We start from the raw sequence: 19331 nt of genomic DNA on the forward strand, positions 1-19331 counted from the left end.
AAAAATAATGGCAAATCAAAAGAAGCACATTTATACAGAAAAAAAATCTAAAAACAACCAATTAAAAGAATTAGGCTACCTCACAGAAGAAGCAGTTTTAAAACAGTTGGATACAGGAGAGTCAGGCTTAAGCAAATCAGAAGCGGAAAAGCGCTTAGAAGAATTTGGGTTAAATGAAGTCGCTGCTCAAAAGCCTGTTCCTTGGTATCTACTATTACTCCAAGCATTTAAAGATCCATTTATTTATGTTTTAGCACTTTTATTAGTTGTCTCAGCTGCTACTAAAGATTTTGAAGCCAGTATCGTTATGGGCTTGATGATTTTATTCAGTGCAGGACTTCATTTTATTCAAGAATATCGTTCTCAAAAAGCCAGTTTGGCTTTGAAAGAACTTATCGAAACCACTTGTGCAGTGACCAGAGAAGGGGTAACGAAAGAAATCCCCATTGATGAAGTCGTTCCTGGCGATATTGTCAATCTGTCGACAGGAGACTTGATTCCAGCAGATGCTCGTTTGATTTGGACTAAGGACTTATTCGTCAATCAATCGTCATTAACGGGAGAATCGATGCCGATTGAAAAGTTTGTCCAAATAGAAGGCGAAAAAGAAGATCCGCACGTAACGGCTTTGGATCTTCATAACTTAGCTTTTATGGGGACAGATGTTTTAAGCGGACAAGGAAAAGTAGTCGTATTAAAAACAGGAGAAGATACTTTCTTTGGAGATATTGCTACTCAATCTTCTAAATCTAGAGGAGAAACGAGCTTTGACCGTGGCGTAAAAAATGTTAGTAAATTATTGATCAACTTTATGCTTGTCATGGTTCCTATTGTATTTTTAATCAATGGAATCTCAAAAGGCGATTGGGGCGAAGCTTTCTTCTTCTCAATAGCAGTAGCTGTTGGTTTAACACCAGAAATGCTGCCGATGATCATTACGAGCAACTTAGCTAAAGGTGCGATTACGATGTCTAAGAAAAAAGTAATCGTTAAAGAATTAAATGCTATTCAAAACTTGGGTGCTATGGATGTCTTATGTACGGATAAAACTGGAACGATAACGGAAGACAAAGTCGTTTTGGTACGTCATGTAAATCCGATTGGCGAAGAAAGCAATCGTGTTTTAGAGTTAGCGTATATGAACTCAAATTATCAAACCGGTTGGAAAAATGTGATGGATCACGCTGTCATTGAGTATTTCAGTGAAAATCGTGAAGAAGCTGAATTAGAAAAAGTCGAAAAAATTGACGAAATTCCATTCGATTTCTCAAGACGCCGTTTAACTGTAGCTGTCAAAACAGGGGATCAGCAAATTATGATCACTAAAGGCGCCGTAGAAGAAATGCTGAAAGTTTGTCAATATGTAGAATTGAACGGTGAAGTTGTTCCGTTGACACCAGAATTACAAAAAACGATGGAAGAAGTCAGCATCAAAATGAACAAAGAAGGCATGCGTGCACTAGGTGTCGCCTATAAACTGAACGTTCATGATTCAGCTGTTTACTCAATTAAAGATGAAGCAGATATGGTGCTAGTAGGGTTCATGGAATTTTTAGACCCGCCAAAACAATCTTCTATCACAGCTATTAAGTCGCTCCATGAACATGGTGTGAATGTAAAAGTTTTGACTGGCGATAACGAAATAGTCGCTCAAAAAATCTGTAAAGAAGTTGGAATCGAAGTGAACCGTGTGATTCTTGGAACAGAACTTGAAACGATGGATGACAACGAATTGATGGATGCAACAGAAGAAGTCAATCTTTTTGCTAAATTAAATCCAACTCAAAAAGCTCGAATCATTGAATTATTGCAACAAAAAGGACACACAGTTGGATTTATGGGAGACGGCATCAACGATGCGCCCGCATTGAGAACGGCTGATGTAGGGATTTCTGTTGATACCGCAGCAGATATTACGAAAGAAGCTAGTTCAATCATTCTGTTGGAAAAGAGTTTAACGGTTTTAGAAGATGGTGTGTTAGAAGGCCGGACTGTTTTTGGAAACATGATGAAATACATTAAAATGACGATCAGTTCAAACTTCGGTAATGTATTTAGTGTATTAGTAGCCAGCGCCTTTTTACCATTCTTGCCAATGCTTTCGATTCAACTCTTAGTCCAAAACCTTATTTATGATATCGCCCAATTAACCATTCCTTGGGATAAGATGGATGAGGAAGATTTAATGAAACCAGCTAAATGGGGAACGTCAGATTTATTGAAGTTTACTTTTAGCATTGGGCCGATCAGTTCGATTTTTGATATTTTAACATTTGTACTGATGTGGTTTGTTTTCCAAGCTAACACGGTCCAAGATGCTGCTTTATTCCATTCAGGTTGGTTCGTGATTGGTTTGATTACTCAAACTGTTGTCGTCCATGTGATCAGAACGAAAAAGATTCCGTTTATTCAAAGCAGAGCCAGCTTAAGCGTAACGTTATCAACCCTTGCTGTTGTAGTGGCTGCTGTATTGATCCCTGGAAGCAAATTCGGGACATTCTTTGATTTTGTAGCTTTACCGGCAACTTACTGGAAATGGATGATCCTAATTGTTTTAGCTTATATTGTATTGACTCAAGTAGTCAAAGATATTTATATTAAAATAAATAAACAATGGCTATGATGGTTTAATGTTATTGTCAGCAAGAAAGTCAAACTATATATGGTTTGGCTTTCTTTTATGTGAAAAGAAAAGAAATTGAGGTAAACTAAAAGAAAGAAAGAAAGGAGTGTAAAAATGCGTTCATCCACAAAAGATAATCTATTTATCGGGTTGGCTTTAGTAATTATGGGGGTGTTGTTTTATAGTTCTTCCCAACCGTATGAAGAACAATCGGTCACCCCTTTGCTGAATCAACTATTAGCAAAAGAACCGCTTAAGAATCTGCTGAGCGGGATCCACTTTACATATGCTAGCGGAGAGGTAAGCATTGATGCGCTGGGATATAGCGAGTTTATAGAGTTTTTTATTCGCAAAGCTGCCCATTTTGGCACCTATTTTTTATTAGGGTTGTTTTGGTTTCTAGGATTGAAGAATAAAATGACGAGCATCAGTCTAGCTGCCTTTATTTCTTGGCTGCTCGCTACCGGCTATGCAGCACTGGATGAATTTCACCAAGGCATTACGCCTAACAGAACACCATTGTTGCAAGATGTGACCCTAGATAGTGTCGGCGCATTAACAGCTATTGGGCTAGCGCTTCTCTTTTTTGTTTTCCACAAAAACAAAAAAAGAACAAAAAAGAATTACCGTTAGGACTATTTCTCCTAAGATCCATCACTTTTAGAAAGATTTGCTCAAGAACCTGTTTTTTGGTAGAATGAGAAGGGCTTATTTGCCAAAATACAATGTGAGATGAGGGAATATGGATGGCAGGACATTCAAAATGGAACAATATCCAAGGACGTAAAAATGCACAAGATGCAAAACGCGGCAAAATTTTCCAAAAAATATCTAGGGAAATTTATATGGCTGTAAAAAAAGGTGGTCCTGATCCGGACACAAACCCTTCATTACGTATGGTGATGGATAAAGCCAAATCAAACAATATGCCAAACGACAATATTGATAGAGCCATTAAAAAAGGCAGTTCTACAACTGAGAACGAAAATTACGACGAAGTCACTTATGAAGGTTATGGTCCTCAAGGTACAGCTGTTTTAGTGCATGCTTTATCAGATAATTTAAATCGGACAGGAACCAACGTCCGTGTCGCTTTTAATAAAAATGGCGGTTCACTAGGGGAAAAAGGTTCAGTGAGTTACATGTTCGACCGCAAAGGGTACATCGCTATCGCACGCGAAGGTTTAGATGTTGATGAAGACACGATGCTGATGAGCGTTCTGGAAGCTGGCGGAGAGGAAATGGAAACATCTGACGAAGTATTTGAAGTTTATACAGACCCGTCCGATTTACCAGAAGTCCGTGATGCCTTAGAAAAAGAAGGGTACACATTAGCGCAAGCTGAAGTTACCATGATTCCGCAAACAACTGTTGAATTATCTGAAGATAAAAGAGTTACACTAGAACAAATGATTGATAAATTAGAAGAAGATGACGACGTTTCAGAAGTTTTTCACAACGCGATACTATAATCAAAATATACAAGATGTTCCTCCAGCAAAGTGTTGGAGGGATATTTTTTTATAAAAAAAGGAAATTAAGATGAAAAGCATACAATTAGAGTAGGAACATAAAACAATCAAAGGAGGGAACAACCTATTAGAAAATCGCAAACCATATATTCTGAAATAAGGAGGGAATGCCGTGTGCTCAAACAAAACAAGGAGAATGAGACAATGGATTGGCACATGTTATGGAGATAGAACAACTTGCTGAACACGTTATTTTAAAGGCTCAAAACAAAGGGGCAAGTGATGTTCATGTTTTACCCGAGGGAAATGACTATAGAATATTTTTTCGAATTGGCGGTTATTTAATTCAATTTTTTAATCTGACACCAGATGAAGGGGTTCGCCTTATTTCCTACTTTAAATACTTATGCAATATGGATGTCGGGGAAAGGAGACGTCCGCAAAGCGGATCGATTCAATTTTTGCTTAATAAGACAAAACAAGCTTTGCGATTTTCAACGATCACTAATTTCAAATCTCAAGAATCCATGGTGATACGGTTATTGAATCAAACGGAAGTGCATCCTTTAAAAGAAACAACTTTTTTCCACCAAGAAGTTAATGAAATGGAAAAGTTAGTGCAGTTTAAAAGCGGCTTGCTTTTATTTTCTGGCCCAGTTGGATCTGGAAAAACGACCACCATGTACCATTTGATTCGCGAATGCCATTCAAAAAATAATCAGCAAGTCATCACTGTGGAGGATCCCGTGGAGATAGAAGAACCGGCATTTCTTCAAACCGAAGTAAATGAAAAAGCAGGTGTCTTCTATGAGACGCTTTTAAAGTCGAGTTTAAGGCATCATCCAGATACCTTGATCGTAGGAGAAATCAGAGATGAAGAAACGGCCAAAATGGTTATACGAGGAGCTTTAACAGGCCACTTGATCATTGCAAGTATACATGCTAAAAATGCTGTAGGGGTCCTCTCAAGACTGATTGAATTAGGGATAACCCATGAACAATTGAAACAAACTCTTTTAGGAATCGTTTTTCAAAAATTGCTTCCAAAAAACTGCCCGTTTTGTAAAGGAGATTGCCAAATGGATTGTAGCCATTGGAACGTTCATGAAAAACGAGCTACTGTTTATGAAGTATTATCTGGAGAAAACTTGCAAGGGTGTTTGTCGAATGAATCGGCAATTCTAAATCAACCTGAACAGATGAACAGGTCGTTTAATTGCTTGTTAAGAAAGGCGTATGTTTATGGTTTTATTACCCAAAAAAACTTTCAAAAATACCGCATTCCGTAAAACTCAAACGGAATTGATGCAAGCTTCTTTTTTAACGAAATTAGCTTCTTTGATCCAAGAAGGATTTACTTTGCGAGAAGCCCTAACTTTCTTAGCGACCATTATGCCAAAAGAAGCTCATTGGATTCAACTTATTTTACATGAATTAGAAAACGGTCAACGGTTTGATGAAGCACTCAGAAACCAAGGATTTTCTGAGCGCATCAGCTCTCAAATTTATTTATCTCTTATTCATGGACAATTTTCGGAAGCTCTAGGGGCAAGCGGACAGTATTTAGAAACGAAAAACAAACAAAAACAGCAATTAATGAAGTTGTTACAATATCCCTTGGTTCTATTGCTGTTTATGGTAGGCATTTTAATAGCCATGCGATTGGTTTTATTGCCGAGTTTTCGGCAATTGTATGATACATCTGCTCAAAGCGTCTCGTGGATCAACCGCTTCGCAATCGGATTTATTGAATATTTTCCAACTGTTTTACTGATTGCCGGTTTATGCACCAGCTTATTGTTTTTGTGGATACACACTAAACTGAAAAAAATGTCTGCTATTGAGCGAACGACTTTTTACATGCGGATTCCGTTGGCGAATACCTTGATACGTTTGTACCATACCCATTCTTTTAGTTACGAATGGAGTCAGCTTTTAAAAAGCGGACATCAAATGAACGCCATTATTGGTCTGATGCAAGCAAAAGAAGCAACAGCATTGATGCGAGAAGTTGCACAAGTAATGGAATTAGAGTTGAAAACAGGACGAAATTTTAAAGAATCGATGAGTTCACTGACATTTTTCAATCCAGAATTGGGTTTAATTATTTTACATGGCGAAGCGACTAGTCAGTTAGCAAGCGAATTAATGATCTATGGTGAAGATTGTCAAAAAAGAATGATGCAGTACATTCAAAAGGTTTTTAGCTGGATCCAACCCTTTATTTTTTTATTTGTTGCTTTTTTTATTTTGTGTATTTACCTGGCTTTATTACTGCCTATGTTCTCTATGATAGGAGAGGTTGTCTGATGAAAAAGAAAAAAAGATTAAACGCTGATGGTTTTACTTTAATTGAAATGATTTTGGTGCTTTTCGTGATCTCTGTGTTGATGCTGCTGATTGTTCCGAATGTCGTAGAACAGAAAAAGAAAGTGGATCAGAAAGGTACAGAAGCTTTGGTCACAGTTGTTCAAACCCAAGTAGAATTATACGAAATGGATACGAATAAAAAGGCTGCAAGTTTTGATGATTTAAAAACAGCCTATTTAAATGAGAAACAATTGGCCCAAGCCAAAGATAAATTGGTGATCAGCAACGGTAAAGTTTCAGCTAAAGCGTCTTCTGAATGAAGAAACTAAACGATAAAGGAATGCTGCTTTTCGAAAGCTTGCTGGTTTTACTATTAACGGTTAGTTTGCTGATGATACCAACGGTTTTTTCTAAAACGATCATTAAAGATGTAGAGACGCAATTGTTTATTGAGGAGTTGCAAAGCAGCTTGACAGCTACTCAGAATTACGCTGTTTTATCTGGAAATTGGACAATGATGGATATTTCAGCAAGCACAGGCAAAATCTCTTTCAACATACTAACAGAAGAGAACCATTATTTGACTCATCAATTGATTTTGCCTGAAACCATCACAACGCCTACGAGTAAGCGGTACGTTTTTAATGGCGGAAGCGGCAATTTACAAAGCTTTTCTACATTATATTTTGATATCGATGGCGTAAGGCATTCATTAGTTTTTCAGTTAGGAAGTGGGCGCTATCATTGGAATTAAAAAACTTAATCAAAAAGGGTATCTGTTATTGGAAAGCTTACTGTCGTTTTTTATCTTAACTGTTTGTATCAGTCTGTATCTACCATTGGTCGCTGGACTGTTGTTAACGGTTAAAGAAGAGAAGAAAGCGGTAGACAGAGCTCGTATCTGTTATGAGCAATCGCAAAAAATCTCACTCGGCCAATCAGTGGATGACTCTTGGCAAACAGGGGGAGTGACCTATCAGATTCATTCAATTGAAAAGGAACACAAAAAAGGCATTCAAATCAATGATGGAGATCAACAGTTGGTTATTGAAATCCTCTCGTCAAAAGTCCCAGAACCTTGATGCAAAAGGTTTTACATTGTTAGAAACAGTGATTGCTCTCCTTGTTCTATTAACATGCGTTTCTTTGATTGGTTTTTCGGTGAATCAATTTCGTGCAATCCGCAATCAAACGTTTCAAGATCGACAATTAGAATGGCATTTGTTTTTAAATCAATTTAACTATGAAATAAAAGGGCTGGTGCTTAAAGATGTATCGACCAGCAAAGTTAGATTTGAAGAACAAGATGCTGCTGGAAAAACGCAACGCGTTCATATCTATCAAAGAGATGCTAATAAAACTGTTTTTATTAAAACAACTGATTCTGGAGGCTATCAACCGTTAATGATGAAAGTGAGCAAACTAACTTTTTCTAAAAAGGATACTTTTTTGATCTTGCGGGTTACGTTTACAAATAATGAAAACTACAGTGCACAAGTAAATTTGTCACAATTGAACGAGGGGGCAGATAAATGAATCAAAAAGGAGCAATCTTGCCTTCGGTGATCGTTTTTGTTTTCTTGCTATCAGCAGTCTCAATGGGAACGACACAAATTTATAAACGCCAGATGCAGCAATTAAAAGCTACTGAAGATTATTATATTGTTCAAAGCATGATTGAATTGTCAAAAGCAGAGCTGCAATATCAACTGAAGAGTACACCAGATATTCAGGAACTGTTTTTAACGTATGCTGCTGGTACTGTTCGAGTACAAAAAACAGCAACGAAAACGTATCAATTTACTGGAATCTCTAATAAGGCATTTTTAAAACAAATTAGTATTATAGTAGATTATCCTGATTAGACCCTCTGTCTCTTAATGAATCTTGAACAGAAACTTTTTTGTAGAGACGGAACTGGAATCTTAATAAAAAGGAAATAACCCTTGTTAAAAGCCAAGGGTTATTTCCTTTTGGCCTTTAATTTGGTATAATAAATTGAATTGTGTTCAGCGCTTATTAGCAAACTAGCTGCAACATTGATCTAATAGATGAGGAGTGATGATAAATGACTCGATTGAATAAGGTACGTGAAGGCATGAAACAACGAGGATTGGATGCGTTGCTGGTAACCAGCCCTTATAATTTACGCTATGTATCAAACTTTACTGGAACAACAGGGTTAAGTGTCATTACACTGAATAAAGCTTATTTCATAACAGATTTTCGATATGTTGAACAAGCTGCTAGCCAAGCAATTGGTTTTGAAATCGTTCAAAACAGTGGCCCGATATACGATGAGGTTGCTCGATTGGTAGAAGCAGATAAAATTGAAGCACTTGGTTTTGAACAAGATTATGTTACTTTCAGTACCTTTGAAGTATTGGAACAAATCATTTCAAGTGAATTGATTCCTGTTTCGAAATTGATAGAAGAGTTGCGTGAAGTAAAAGATGCATCAGAAATAGAAACAATCAAAAAAGCTTGTTCGATTTCTGATGCAGCGTTCCAATATATTTTAGGCGAAATCAAACCAGGCATGTCTGAAATTGAAGTAGCTAATTTGTTGGATTTCCACATGCGTGGATTAGGAGCAACGGGAGTTTCTTTTGATACTATTGTAGCAAGCGGCATTCGATCTGCTATGCCACATGGTGTAGCTAGCCAGAAGTTGATTGAAACTGGGGATTTCGTGACGATTGATTTTGGTTGTTATTATGAAGGATATGTTTCAGATATGACACGGACGTTTTCAGTTGGCGAACCGGCTGAAAAATTAAAAGAAATCTACAATATCACGCTTGAAGCTCAATTAAAAGTTATTGATGCAGCTAAACCAGGAATGACTGGAATCGAATTAGATGCTGTCGCTCGCGATCATATCGCAAGCTACGGTTATGGAGAAGCATTTGGCCATTCAACTGGGCATGGCATAGGACTAGAAATCCATGAAGGACCGAACGTTTCAAAACTAGCGGATAAACCTTTTGTAGCTGGGAACGTGATCACAAATGAACCAGGAATTTATTTGCCTGGAATCGGCGGAGTCAGAATTGAAGATGATCTAGTAATCACTGATTTTGGTAATGACGTTATCGTTCATTCGCCAAAAGAGTTAATCATTCTTTAGATGCAAAAAGAGCTATGATTTATTAGGTAGTTGATCAAAAAAATGATACACTAAGACAGAAAATAGGAACGACTTTGGGAGGAAATTAAATGATCTCTGTAAATGATTTTAAAACAGGTTTAACAATAGAGTTTGATGGTGGAATTTGGCGTGTAATTGATTTCCAACATGTGAAACCAGGTAAAGGTGCAGCTTTTGTCCGCTCTAAATTAAAAAACCTACGTAACGGTGCGGTTCAAGAAAAAACATTCCGTGCAGGTGAAAAAGTAGGAAAAGCTCAAATTGACAACCGCAAGATGCAATACTTATATGAAAATAGTGGTTCATATGTGTTTATGGATTCTGAGAATTATGAGCAACTTGAATTGCCGGAAGAATCTATTAAAGATGAATTGAAGTATTTGAAAGAAAATATGGAAGTTCACATTATGATGTTTGATGCAGAAGTTTTAGGAGTCGAACTGCCGAATACCGTTCAATTAAGAGTTGCAGAAACTGAACCGGGAATTCGTGGAGATACTTCTTCAGGCGGTACTAAAACGGCTAAGCTGGAAACAGGAACGAATATCAATGTGCCGTTCTTTGTAAACGTAGATGATGTATTGGTGGTAAATACCCAAGATGGTTCATACGTTTCACGCGCTTAACACATGAAATAGAAACAAAAAATAGTTGACTATAGGAGGTCTGCCTTATGGCTGAAGAATCAAATTTTGCAGTAAATGAGACCAAAAAAACTCTTGGCGAAATTGAAGTAGCGCCAGAAGTCATTGAAGTCATTTCAGGAATTGCAGCAAGCAAGGTAGCTGGAGTTTATGCGATGCAAGGTAAGCTGGGATCGGGCGTTTCTGAGCTATTCGGTCGCGTGGATCATAAAAAAGGAGTTCATTTAACAGCTGATGATGAAGGATTAAAAGTTGATATTTATTGCTACTTAGATTATGGGGTTTCAGTTCCCAAAGTAGCCTTGGAACTACAAGAAAAAGTTCGAGAACAACTAGTGCATATGACAGACATTGAATTAAAAGAAGTTAATGTTCATGTAGTAGGAATCGTACCAGAAAAAACTGAACTGCAAGATTTGTTCAATCTTGACGATGATGAAGACGGTGAAGAAGAGTGAGTTTAACCAGACGTGAAATTAGAGAGAAAGCCTTACAATCTCTTTTTCAACTATCGGCTAATAAAGATTTATCCACGGAAGAAGCGATGCAACAAGCTTTGACCAGCGGAGAAGATTTAGCAGATGAAGTAGAAGTTGTATCTGTACCGAAATATTTAGAATTGCTGGTAACAGGTGTCAACGAACATCAAACAGCTATAGATGAAAAAATCCAACTGCATCTTGAAAATTGGTCTATGAAACGTCTTGCAAAAACAGATTTAGTGATTATGCGAATTGCTATTTTTGAAATGCTTTATGTATCAGATGTACCGGCAAAAGTTGCTTTGAACGAAGCACTCGAAATTACAAAACTGTATAGTGATGAAAAGTCGAGAAAATTCGTGAACGGTGTTTTAGCGAACATTGTCAACGATCTAGAGGAAAAAGAGGCTGAGTAAGCCTCTTTTTCTTTTTCTTTAAAATGGTGTAAAGCGAGACTGCATTCGTTTCTTTTTTTAGCGATTGATATGGTAGAATAAGAAGGTGCAATCAATGTATCTGATACAAACGAACGAAAAAAGGATGGGATTTTCGATGAGTGCAATCATGATGAGCGGCAAAGCATTAGCAGAGGAAATGAACAGTGAAATGTTGGAAATGGTGAATAACTTAAAAACCAAAGGGATAACACCTGGTTTAGTTGTTTTATTGGTTGGCGAAGATCAAGCGAGTCAAACTTATGTCCGCAATAAAGCCAAACGAGCAGAAAAATTAGGGGTCCATTCACTGGTCAAGCGTTACCCAAATACTATTACAGAAGAAGAGTTGTTAAACGAAATTGATCGATTTAACCGGGATGCAGACTTCCACGGTATCTTAGTTCAGTTGCCGTTGCCAAAACAAATCAACGCAGAAAAAGTAGTAAATGCTGTGGATTCGAAAAAGGATGTGGATGGTTTTCATCCGCTTAATATGGGGAAATTACTGATAGGGAAACCAGATAAAATTGCTTGTACTCCTTATGGCATTATGAAATTATTGAAACGTCATCAAATTGAAATAGCAGGAAAAACTGCTGTTGTTATCGGTCGTAGCACTATTGTAGGAAAACCAATGGCGCAATTATTGCTGATGAATGATGCTACAGTAACGATGGCTCATTCAAAAACACAAAATTTGGCCGAAGTAGCCCGAACAGCAGATATTTTAGTTGTTGCTATTGGGCGGGGCAATTTTGTTACGAAAGAATTTATCAAACCAGGAGCAGTGGTGATCGATGTAGGAATGAACCGGGACGCAGATGGTAAATTGATCGGAGACATTAAAGCAGATGAAGTGGCTAAAGTAGCCGGCTATTTAACTCCAGTACCTGGCGGTGTTGGCCCTATGACCATTACGATGTTAATGTACCAAACGATCGAAAGCGCCAAAAGAATTTAAAGTGACGTAAAAGTCAGGAGGGGTTTTTTGTCAGAACAATACTTAACCGTCACAGATTTGACGAGATACATTAAACGAAAATTTGAACAAGATCCTTATTTAGGAAGAATCTATCTAACGGGAGAAATTTCAAACTTTAGAAACCGACCGAATGCGCACCAATACTTTAGTTTAAAAGATGATCGGGCGAAAATCGCCGCTATCATGTTTAAGGGAGCCTATCAAAAATTAAAATTCACACCAGAAGAAGGCATGAAGGTACTGGTGATTGGTCGTATTTCTTTATATGAAGCAAGTGGAAATTATCAGATTTATATTGAACATATGGAACCTGATGGTGTGGGAGCGTTGTACCAAGCGCTGGAAGAGATGAAACAAAAGTTGAAAAAAGAAGGGCTGTTCGAAGCGCCGAAGCAATTGCTTTCTACTTTCCCCAAAAAAATTGCAATCGTAACGAGCCCAACCGGTGCAGTGATACGCGATATTATGACGACCATCAAAAGACGGTATCCAATCGTTCAATTAGTTGTGTTTCCAACGCTTGTTCAAGGCAACAAAGCTGCTGATGACATTGTTAAAAGCATTAAAATGGTAGAAGACAAAGGCAATTTTGATACAATGATCGTTGCACGAGGCGGTGGTTCCATTGAAGATCTATGGCCATTTAATGAAGAAAAAGTAGCAAGGGCTATTTTCGAAGCTAAAACTCCCGTCATTTCATCTGTTGGCCATGAGACAGATACAACGATTGCTGATTTAGTTGCCGATGTACGAGCAGCAACGCCCACTGCAGCGGCTGAATTATCCGTTCCATTGCTGTCAGATGAAATTTTAAAGATCGAACAAATGCGGCTGCGGTTGATTCAAAGTTACATGCGAAAAATTGAAGTTTTGAGCCAACGCTTAAACCGTAGTCTGGAATCTTATATTTTTAAACAACCTCAGCGGCTTTATGAAGGCTATGCTCAAAACCTAGATCTTATTTCAGAACGATTGATCCGTTCACTAGAAGAAAAATTGACTAGTGAAAAACAAGATTTCCGATTGCTGCATTACAAGTTGCTGTCCAGCAATCCTCAACAAGTTGTGAAGCAAAAGCAGGTAGACTTACAGCAAATTACTCAACAACTGCAATTAGAAATGGATCGCTTTATGAATGATCAAGCTAAGCGTTTGGAGCATAGAATGCAATCACTTGACTACTTGAGCCCGTTAAAAATTATGAACCGAGGCTATAGTTATGTGACGAAAGACGATAAAGTCCTTAAAGAAGCAAAACAAGTTGAACCAGATGATTTAATCCGCGTTCACTTGCATGAAGGTAGTTTTGAAGCTAAAGTACTGAAAAAAATGGAGGAACAAACATGAGCGCAAAAGAAAAATTGAAGTTCGAAGAAGCAATGCAGCAATTAGAAGAGATCGTTACCAATCTTGAACGTGGAGATGTACCTTTAGAAGAGGCTTTAGAGCAATTTCAAAAAGGTGTAGGCTTAAGCAAAATTTGCAAAGAAACGTTGCAAAACGCTGAAAAGACCCTTACTAAGATTGTAGATGAAAATGGGGAAGAAACCATTTTCGAGAATGAAAACGAAGAAAACTAAGGGAAGTGACAGAGCAAATGGAATTTAGTCTTTTTCAACAAAAGGAAAAACCTCAAATAGAAGCGGCTTTAGTGAGACATTTAAGCAAGGAAAAAGAGTTTGAAGGAACCCTTTATCAAGCGATGCACTACTCTTTAACAGCTGGCGGTAAAAGAATACGGCCCTTATTGTTGTTAGCGACGATCCAAACGCTGGGCGGTGAGCTTGAGCAAGGGTACGAAGCAGCTGTAGCGTTAGAATTTATCCATACTTATTCTTTGATTCATGACGATTTGCCTGCGATGGATAATGACGATTTGCGCCGCGGAAAACCAACCAATCATGTGGTCTACGGAGAAGATCTGGCTATCTTAGCAGGTGATGGGTTATTGACTCAAGCATTTGAGCTCCTTGCTGAAAGTCCCGTTTCGGATAAAAAGAAAATTGAATTAGTGCTGGCGTTAGCTAAAGCAGCTGGGCCAAATGGGATGGTTGCTGGGCAAGTAGCTGATATGGAGGGTGAAGGATCTTCGTTATCTTTAACGGCTTTAAAAGCCGTTCATGAAAAGAAAACAGGCGAGTTATTAACGTTTGCGGTTTATGCGGGCAGCGTGATAGCGAACGCACCTATTGAAATCGAGTCTTTTCTCCTCCAGTATTCCACCCATTTCGGCTTAGCTTTTCAGATTCTTGATGATATTCTTGATGTAACCGGAAATGTTGATGAACTAGGCAAAAACACGGGAATGGATGCTCAGTTAAACAAAAGTACGTACCCAGCTTTATTAACATTAGCAGGAGCAAAAGAAGCTCTTGAATACGAAATCAAAGCAGCCAAGAAAAGCTTAGCTGAAATAGAAGCAGTTTTCCTGAAAAAGGGTAAATCGATTGATACTCAATTGTTATCGGATATGGTTGATTTATTAGCCGTTCGATAAAAAGATTTGGAGGATAATATGAAAAAAGAACGAGTAGACGTTCTTCTTGTGGAGCAAGGGTTATTTGATTCAGTAGAAAAAGCCAAACGAGCAATTATGGCAGGGATTATTTTAACGGATAAAGACGAACGAATTGATACAGCTGGAGAGAAGATCCCGGTTACGACACAATTAAAGCGCAAAGGCGAACAGTTGCGTTACGTTAGTCGCGGTGGTTTTAAACTAGAAAAGGCAATGGAAGTTTTTAATGTGAGAATCCAAGATAAAATTATGTTGGATATCGGTTCTTCTACAGGAGGATTTACGGATGCTGCTTTGCAACATGGAGCAAAATTGAGTTATGCATTAGATGTCGGAACCAATCAATTGTCTTGGAAATTACGGCAAGATCCTCGCGTTATTGTAATGGAACAAACAAATTTTAGAAACAGCAAGTTGACTGATTTTGTTTATGGACAACCTAATTTAGTTTCAATTGATGTTTCGTTTATTTCTTTGCGTGTTATTTTGCCGGTATTAAAAGATATTATTGCTTTAAAAGGCGATGTCTTAGCTTTGATCAAACCTCAATTTGAAGCAAATCGTACAGATGTAGGCGAAAAAGGGATTGTGCGTGATCCGGAAATCCATCGACAAGTGTTAACAAAGATGGTTCAATTTGCACTTGATTTGGGATACGATGTTCAAGCAGTGGATTTTTCTCCTATTACTGGAGGACACGGCAATATTGAGTTCTTAGCTCATTTTGTATGGACTGATAAAAAACATGGGACAATGGCTAGTTCAGTGAATCTTGAACAGGTTTTAATAGATGCTTATAAAGCTTTTAAAACAACCAATAAATAAAAAAACAAATTTTGTATAGTTTTATACAAAATTTGTTTTTTTATAGGCGATTTTTGGAAATAGCTGGATTCCTGTATACGGTTTTGCTTTTATATCTGTATAATGTACGGTATGATAAAGAAAATAATGTATATTTATACTGAATATTAAAATGAGGTGAAATGATGAAGAAGAAAGAGCGGCATCGTTTATTACAAAATCTGATTCAAGAGCATATTATTGAAAAGCAAGAGGATTTTGTGCGTATTTTAGAAGAGAAGGGGATCGAGGTGACGCAAGCTACTATTTCCCGCGATATCAAAGAACTTCAGCTGGTAAAAGTTCCTGCTCCAACCGGAGGCTATCGTTATAGTTTGCCCCCAGATGTTCAGCACAATACCTCAAAAAAATTAGAGCGTTTATTAAAAGATGCCTTTGTTTCAATCGATGTGCAGGACTATTTTCTTTTGCTTCGGACAATTCCAGGCAATGCTTTTGCTTTGGGTTCTTTGATCGATCTTTCCGATTTCTCTGAAATATTTGGAACCATATCAGGAGATGACAATGTTTTGATTATCTGTCGTTCTGAAGAACAAGCAAAAAATTTAAAAAATCATTTTATTAGTTTGATTTAATACTAGGCAACGGACAAGTTGATGGGAGTGAAGCAATTTGTTACAAGAATTAACCATTAAAAACTTTGCCATCATTCATGATTTGAATCTAAGTTTTGAATCGGGTATGACAGTTTTAACAGGGGAAACCGGAGCAGGGAAATCCATTATTATTGATGCAGTCGGCTTATTGGCTGGTGGACGCGGTTCAAATGAATTCATTCGTCATGGTGAGAGCAAATGTGTCTTGGAAGGGTTGTTTTCAATTGAAGACAATCAACTGACTTATGAGTTGCTAAATTCTTATGATATTGAAATGGAAGATGGCACCCTTATTATTCAACGAGATATTCATCGCAATGGTAAAAATGTCTGCCGCATCAATGGACGCCTGGTGAATATTGCGACTTTACGTTTAATAGGAGAAACGATCATTGATATTCATGGTCAAAACGAGCACCAAGAGCTAATGAACCCTGAGCGGCACTTGGCAATGTTAGATCAATTTGGAGATAAAGAGCTGCACCGGCTTAAAGCCGCTTACGGAACAACTTATGCTGCTTACAAAGAAGTTAAAAAAGCCTATGATAAATGGCAAAATAGTGAACAGGAATTGGCGCAACGTTTGGATATGCTGCAGTTTCAAGTGAATGATATTGAAATGGCTGAGCTAGGCGATCATGAGGAAGAAGAGTTGTTGGAAGAAAAAAATCTATTAATGAATTACCAAAAGATCACAGCGGCTTTATCAGGCAGTTATGATGCTTTACAGGGTGAAGAAAACAGCGGGATCGATCTGATTGGTCAAGCTATGTCCGAAATGAGTTCAATTGAAGACATTGATGGTACGTACAAACTTTTATCAGAAACGATTGCAAATAGTTACTTTCAGTTGCAAGAAGCAGCAAGCGACATCTTAAGAGAAATGGATCAAATGGCTTATGATGAAAATCGGTTAAATGATATTGAAAAACGGTTGGAATTGATTCACCAAATGAAGCGTAAATATGGAGATTCTATTGCAGAGATCAAATCTTATTATGAAAAAATTGCCGTAGAACTGCTTCAAATCCAAAACCGAGAAGATCACATTAATCATTTGATCAAAGAACTGAATACTCTTTCGGAAAAGGTGATTCAGCAAGGCAAAGCCTTGACGAAAAAGCGACAAAGCGTTGCAAAACAATTAGAAGCGGCCATTCATGAACAACTAAAAGAATTATTCATGGAAAAAGTTGTTTTTGAGGTACAATTTTTTAATGGAAAAGCGGAACCAACGTTAGAAACCGCCCGAGAAATAGGATTAGATCATGTAGAATTTTATATCGCGACTAATTTAGGAGAACCTTTAAAATCACTAGCTAAAGTGGCCTCTGGGGGAGAATTATCCAGAATGATGTTAGCGTTGAAAACTATTTTTTCAAAGTCACAAGGCATTACCAGTATCATTTTTGATGAAGTCGATACGGGTGTCAGCGGGCGTGTGGCACAAGCGATTGCAAACAAAATTTATATGGTTGCGATTCATTCGCAAGTTTTATGTATTACCCATTTGCCGCAAGTAGCGGCGATGGCGGATCATCATTTATTTATATCAAAAACAATAGTAGCTGAACGGACAGAAACACATGTTGAAGCATTGGCAGAACCTCAAAAAGTAGAAGAAGTTGCCAGAATGTTGGCTGGAACTGAAATTACAAAGCTAACGCTAGAACATGCAAAAGAACTGCGCGAATTAGCGAAAAATCAAAAAACAAAACAATTAAACTAACTAAAAAGGGAGTGAGACAAAAAGCGTTTAGACCCGAATCATCTACTTCGCATACCGTATCCCTAAGCAGCTAAAGCTGCAAGGGCTAAGGAAACTGGAACGGATAAGCGCAGTATGGTCACAGACCATCGAGCATTATTCGTGAAGTGGACGTCGGGTCTGCTTTTTGGAACACGTTCTAGAATAAATATTCGGATATGCAAAAGAGGTTGGGACTTTTGTCCCAACCTCTTATTTTTGTTTTGTGAAAAAATCAGAGTATAGCTAACGCAGAAATGAATGCTGATCCAAGCATGGAAACTAACATTACCCAAACAAAAACTTTAGTCCATTTCTTGGTTGCAGGCGTCTTTTTATCTTTATTCGCCATGAGCTGATTCGCCTACTTTCATTACAGATATTTCTTATAGTCTACACTGAAACAGGTAGCTTTATCAAGTGGTATTTAAAAATAATCATTTTTTTTCAAAAACCAGGTGGTTAGAATACTGATTAAAATAATAATGAGAATCATGATCCAAAAAGCTCCGGGGGTTTTATCAATAGGTAAGTTGACATTCATCCCCCAAAGTCCTCCGATAATAGTGGGAATGGTTAAAACGATCGTAACAGAAGTTAGAAACTTCATGATGTTGTTTAAATTATTAGAAACAACAGATGAGAAAACAGCACTCATCTGTGTTAATAATTGATCGGTTTCTTCGATCATCACTTCAGCTTGACGGTTTTCTACGATCACATCGTGAAGCAAATTCCGATTTTCAGTGTGTTGAGTAAACAGTTCAATTTCTTTTAAATCATTAAAAATAGGGTGGCTTGCATGAATAGAAGTATTAAAATAAACTAAGCTTTTTTGCAATGACATCAAAGCAAAAAGCTGTTCATTTTTAGTTGTGATCGTTAATTGTTGTTCCATAGCTTCTGTTTTTTTTATGATTTCTTTTAGACAAGAGATGTAATTAAACGAAATCTGCCAAGCAATTTCCAAAGCGAACTGTGCTGGTTTTTTGGTATCGACTGGATAATCTGTTTCATTTCGGATTATCTTTTCCATAAAAAAAGGCAGATCTTCAGCAGCGGTGATGATGGTGTTTTCAGTTAAAATAATGCCAAATGGAATCGTTATGTATTCGTCATACCCTAATGTATTTGTTACTTTGCAAGGATAGTTAAATATAATCAAATTTGGATCTTCAGCTGGATTCAATCCTAACTTTTCTTGCCGCGGAACTTCGTCTGGGTCCTGAATACTAGTAAGATAATCTTTTGGAAAGTTAAAGTGTTCAGCTAAATAATCGATTTCTTCAGCTGTAGGTTTAGAAACATGTAACCAATCTGTGATTTGTCCTTTTTCAGCTACTACCATGTTACCATCAGCATCAGTATGATAAGATTGGTACATAATAATCCTCCTTTGTTGGTGTTCGACTACAATTATGTATTTTTTATCGAATCATCTATCTTTATCATACACTATTTTGATCAAAAGGAGCTAACAAAGAGCAGGCAGATATGAAAAAAGG

General features: G+C 37.5%; 23 protein-coding genes. 21 read left to right on the forward strand and 2 right to left on the reverse strand.

Features of this window, described 5'->3' with window-relative positions; translation table 11 throughout:
- Window positions 1–7: 7 nt before the first annotated feature.
- The 21 genes from mgtA to recN all read left to right on the forward strand — a co-directional run bounded on the left by mgtA (window position 8) and on the right by recN (window position 17808).
- Window positions 8–2623 (forward strand): magnesium-translocating P-type ATPase, encoded by a 2616-nt coding sequence (gene mgtA / locus JHE06_RS03225; RefSeq protein WP_201089470.1) that lies wholly within the window; start codon window positions 8–10, stop codon window positions 2621–2623.
- A gap of 114 nt (window positions 2624–2737) precedes the next feature.
- The gene (locus JHE06_RS03230; RefSeq protein ID WP_058920100.1) at window positions 2738–3256 is read left to right on the forward strand and encodes a VanZ family protein; all 519 of its coding nucleotides are present in this window, start codon (window positions 2738–2740) and stop codon (window positions 3254–3256) included.
- A 113-nt stretch (window positions 3257–3369) separates the two neighbouring features.
- Window positions 3370–4095: a YebC/PmpR family DNA-binding transcriptional regulator gene (locus JHE06_RS03235; RefSeq protein WP_058920101.1), complete on the forward strand. Its 726-nt coding sequence runs from the start codon at window positions 3370–3372 to the stop codon at window positions 4093–4095.
- 209 nt (window positions 4096–4304) lie between these two features.
- Window positions 4305–5384, forward strand: a complete 1080-nt coding sequence (gene comGA, locus JHE06_RS03240; RefSeq protein WP_328706707.1) for a competence type IV pilus ATPase ComGA — start codon at window positions 4305–4307, stop codon at window positions 5382–5384.
- Complete coding sequence (gene comGB, locus JHE06_RS03245; RefSeq protein ID WP_058920103.1) at window positions 5338–6405, forward strand: competence type IV pilus assembly protein ComGB; 1068 nt, start codon at window positions 5338–5340, stop codon at window positions 6403–6405. Before comGA ends, comGB begins: the two co-directional genes overlap by 47 nt.
- Window positions 6405–6725 carry a competence type IV pilus major pilin ComGC gene (gene comGC / locus JHE06_RS03250; RefSeq protein WP_058920104.1) on the forward strand — a complete coding sequence of 107 codons (321 nt, stop codon included), beginning with the start codon at window positions 6405–6407 and terminating at the stop codon, window positions 6723–6725. The genes comGB and comGC overlap by 1 nt, the downstream gene beginning before the upstream one ends.
- On the forward strand, window positions 6722–7159 hold the full coding sequence (gene comGD, locus JHE06_RS03255; RefSeq protein WP_058920105.1) for a competence type IV pilus minor pilin ComGD: 438 nt from the start codon (window positions 6722–6724) through the stop codon (window positions 7157–7159). Before comGC ends, comGD begins: the two co-directional genes overlap by 4 nt.
- Window positions 7160–7187: 28 nt before the next feature.
- Window positions 7188–7487: a type II secretion system protein gene (locus JHE06_RS03260; protein ID WP_156413296.1), complete on the forward strand. Its 300-nt coding sequence runs from the start codon at window positions 7188–7190 to the stop codon at window positions 7485–7487.
- Between the two features lie 16 nt (window positions 7488–7503).
- A complete protein-coding gene (gene comGF / locus JHE06_RS03265; RefSeq protein WP_058920107.1) occupies window positions 7504–7941 on the forward strand; it encodes a competence type IV pilus minor pilin ComGF in 438 nt (145 codons plus the stop codon).
- Window positions 7938–8270 carry a hypothetical protein gene (locus tag JHE06_RS03270; RefSeq protein ID WP_058920108.1) on the forward strand — a complete coding sequence of 111 codons (333 nt, stop codon included), beginning with the start codon at window positions 7938–7940 and terminating at the stop codon, window positions 8268–8270. Before comGF ends, JHE06_RS03270 begins: the two co-directional genes overlap by 4 nt.
- 203 nt (window positions 8271–8473) lie before the next feature.
- On the forward strand, window positions 8474–9535 hold the full coding sequence (locus JHE06_RS03275) for a M24 family metallopeptidase (protein ID WP_058920109.1): 1062 nt from the start codon (window positions 8474–8476) through the stop codon (window positions 9533–9535).
- An 89-nt stretch (window positions 9536–9624) separates the two neighbouring features.
- A complete protein-coding gene (gene efp, locus JHE06_RS03280; RefSeq protein ID WP_058920110.1) occupies window positions 9625–10182 on the forward strand; it encodes an elongation factor P in 558 nt (185 codons plus the stop codon).
- A 47-nt stretch (window positions 10183–10229) separates the two neighbouring features.
- Window positions 10230–10658, forward strand: coding sequence for an Asp23/Gls24 family envelope stress response protein (locus JHE06_RS03285; RefSeq protein ID WP_058920111.1), 429 nt, complete (start codon window positions 10230–10232; stop codon window positions 10656–10658).
- Entirely contained in the window at window positions 10655–11098 is a 444-nt protein-coding gene (gene nusB / locus JHE06_RS03290) for a transcription antitermination factor NusB (protein ID WP_058920112.1), read from the forward strand. Before JHE06_RS03285 ends, nusB begins: the two co-directional genes overlap by 4 nt.
- Window positions 11099–11234: 136 nt before the next feature.
- Window positions 11235–12080: a bifunctional methylenetetrahydrofolate dehydrogenase/methenyltetrahydrofolate cyclohydrolase FolD gene (gene folD / locus JHE06_RS03295; protein ID WP_058920325.1), complete on the forward strand. Its 846-nt coding sequence runs from the start codon at window positions 11235–11237 to the stop codon at window positions 12078–12080.
- 27 nt (window positions 12081–12107) lie between these two features.
- Window positions 12108–13448, forward strand: coding sequence for an exodeoxyribonuclease VII large subunit (gene xseA, locus JHE06_RS03300; RefSeq protein WP_201089472.1), 1341 nt, complete (start codon window positions 12108–12110; stop codon window positions 13446–13448).
- Window positions 13445–13681 carry an exodeoxyribonuclease VII small subunit gene (locus JHE06_RS03305; RefSeq protein WP_058920114.1) on the forward strand — a complete coding sequence of 79 codons (237 nt, stop codon included), beginning with the start codon at window positions 13445–13447 and terminating at the stop codon, window positions 13679–13681. Before xseA ends, JHE06_RS03305 begins: the two co-directional genes overlap by 4 nt.
- Before the next feature lie 17 nt (window positions 13682–13698).
- Window positions 13699–14598, forward strand: a complete 900-nt coding sequence (locus tag JHE06_RS03310) for a polyprenyl synthetase family protein (RefSeq protein ID WP_058920115.1) — start codon at window positions 13699–13701, stop codon at window positions 14596–14598.
- Between the two features lie 18 nt (window positions 14599–14616).
- The gene (locus JHE06_RS03315) at window positions 14617–15444 is read left to right on the forward strand and encodes a TlyA family RNA methyltransferase (RefSeq protein WP_201089474.1); all 828 of its coding nucleotides are present in this window, start codon (window positions 14617–14619) and stop codon (window positions 15442–15444) included.
- Window positions 15445–15608: 164 nt separating this feature from the next.
- Window positions 15609–16058: an arginine repressor gene (gene argR, locus JHE06_RS03320; RefSeq protein ID WP_058920117.1), complete on the forward strand. Its 450-nt coding sequence runs from the start codon at window positions 15609–15611 to the stop codon at window positions 16056–16058.
- Window positions 16059–16095: 37 nt separating this feature from the next.
- Window positions 16096–17808 (forward strand): DNA repair protein RecN, encoded by a 1713-nt coding sequence (gene recN, locus JHE06_RS03325; protein ID WP_201089476.1) that lies wholly within the window; start codon window positions 16096–16098, stop codon window positions 17806–17808.
- A gap of 253 nt (window positions 17809–18061) precedes the next feature.
- Here the strand turns inward: recN and JHE06_RS12390 are convergent, their stop codons facing one another.
- Together JHE06_RS12390 and JHE06_RS03335 are read right to left on the reverse strand one after the other, a co-directional pair.
- Entirely contained in the window at window positions 18062–18178 is a 117-nt protein-coding gene (locus tag JHE06_RS12390; RefSeq protein ID WP_082664247.1) for a DUF4044 domain-containing protein, read from the reverse strand.
- Between the two features lie 75 nt (window positions 18179–18253).
- Entirely contained in the window at window positions 18254–19210 is a 957-nt protein-coding gene (locus JHE06_RS03335) for a magnesium transporter CorA family protein (RefSeq protein WP_058920119.1), read from the reverse strand.
- Window positions 19211–19331: the final 121 nt, after the last annotated feature.

This window comes from Carnobacterium sp. CS13 (genome assembly GCF_016653495.1).
GTDB classification, from domain to species: domain Bacteria; phylum Bacillota; class Bacilli; order Lactobacillales; family Carnobacteriaceae; genus Carnobacterium_A; species Carnobacterium_A antarcticum.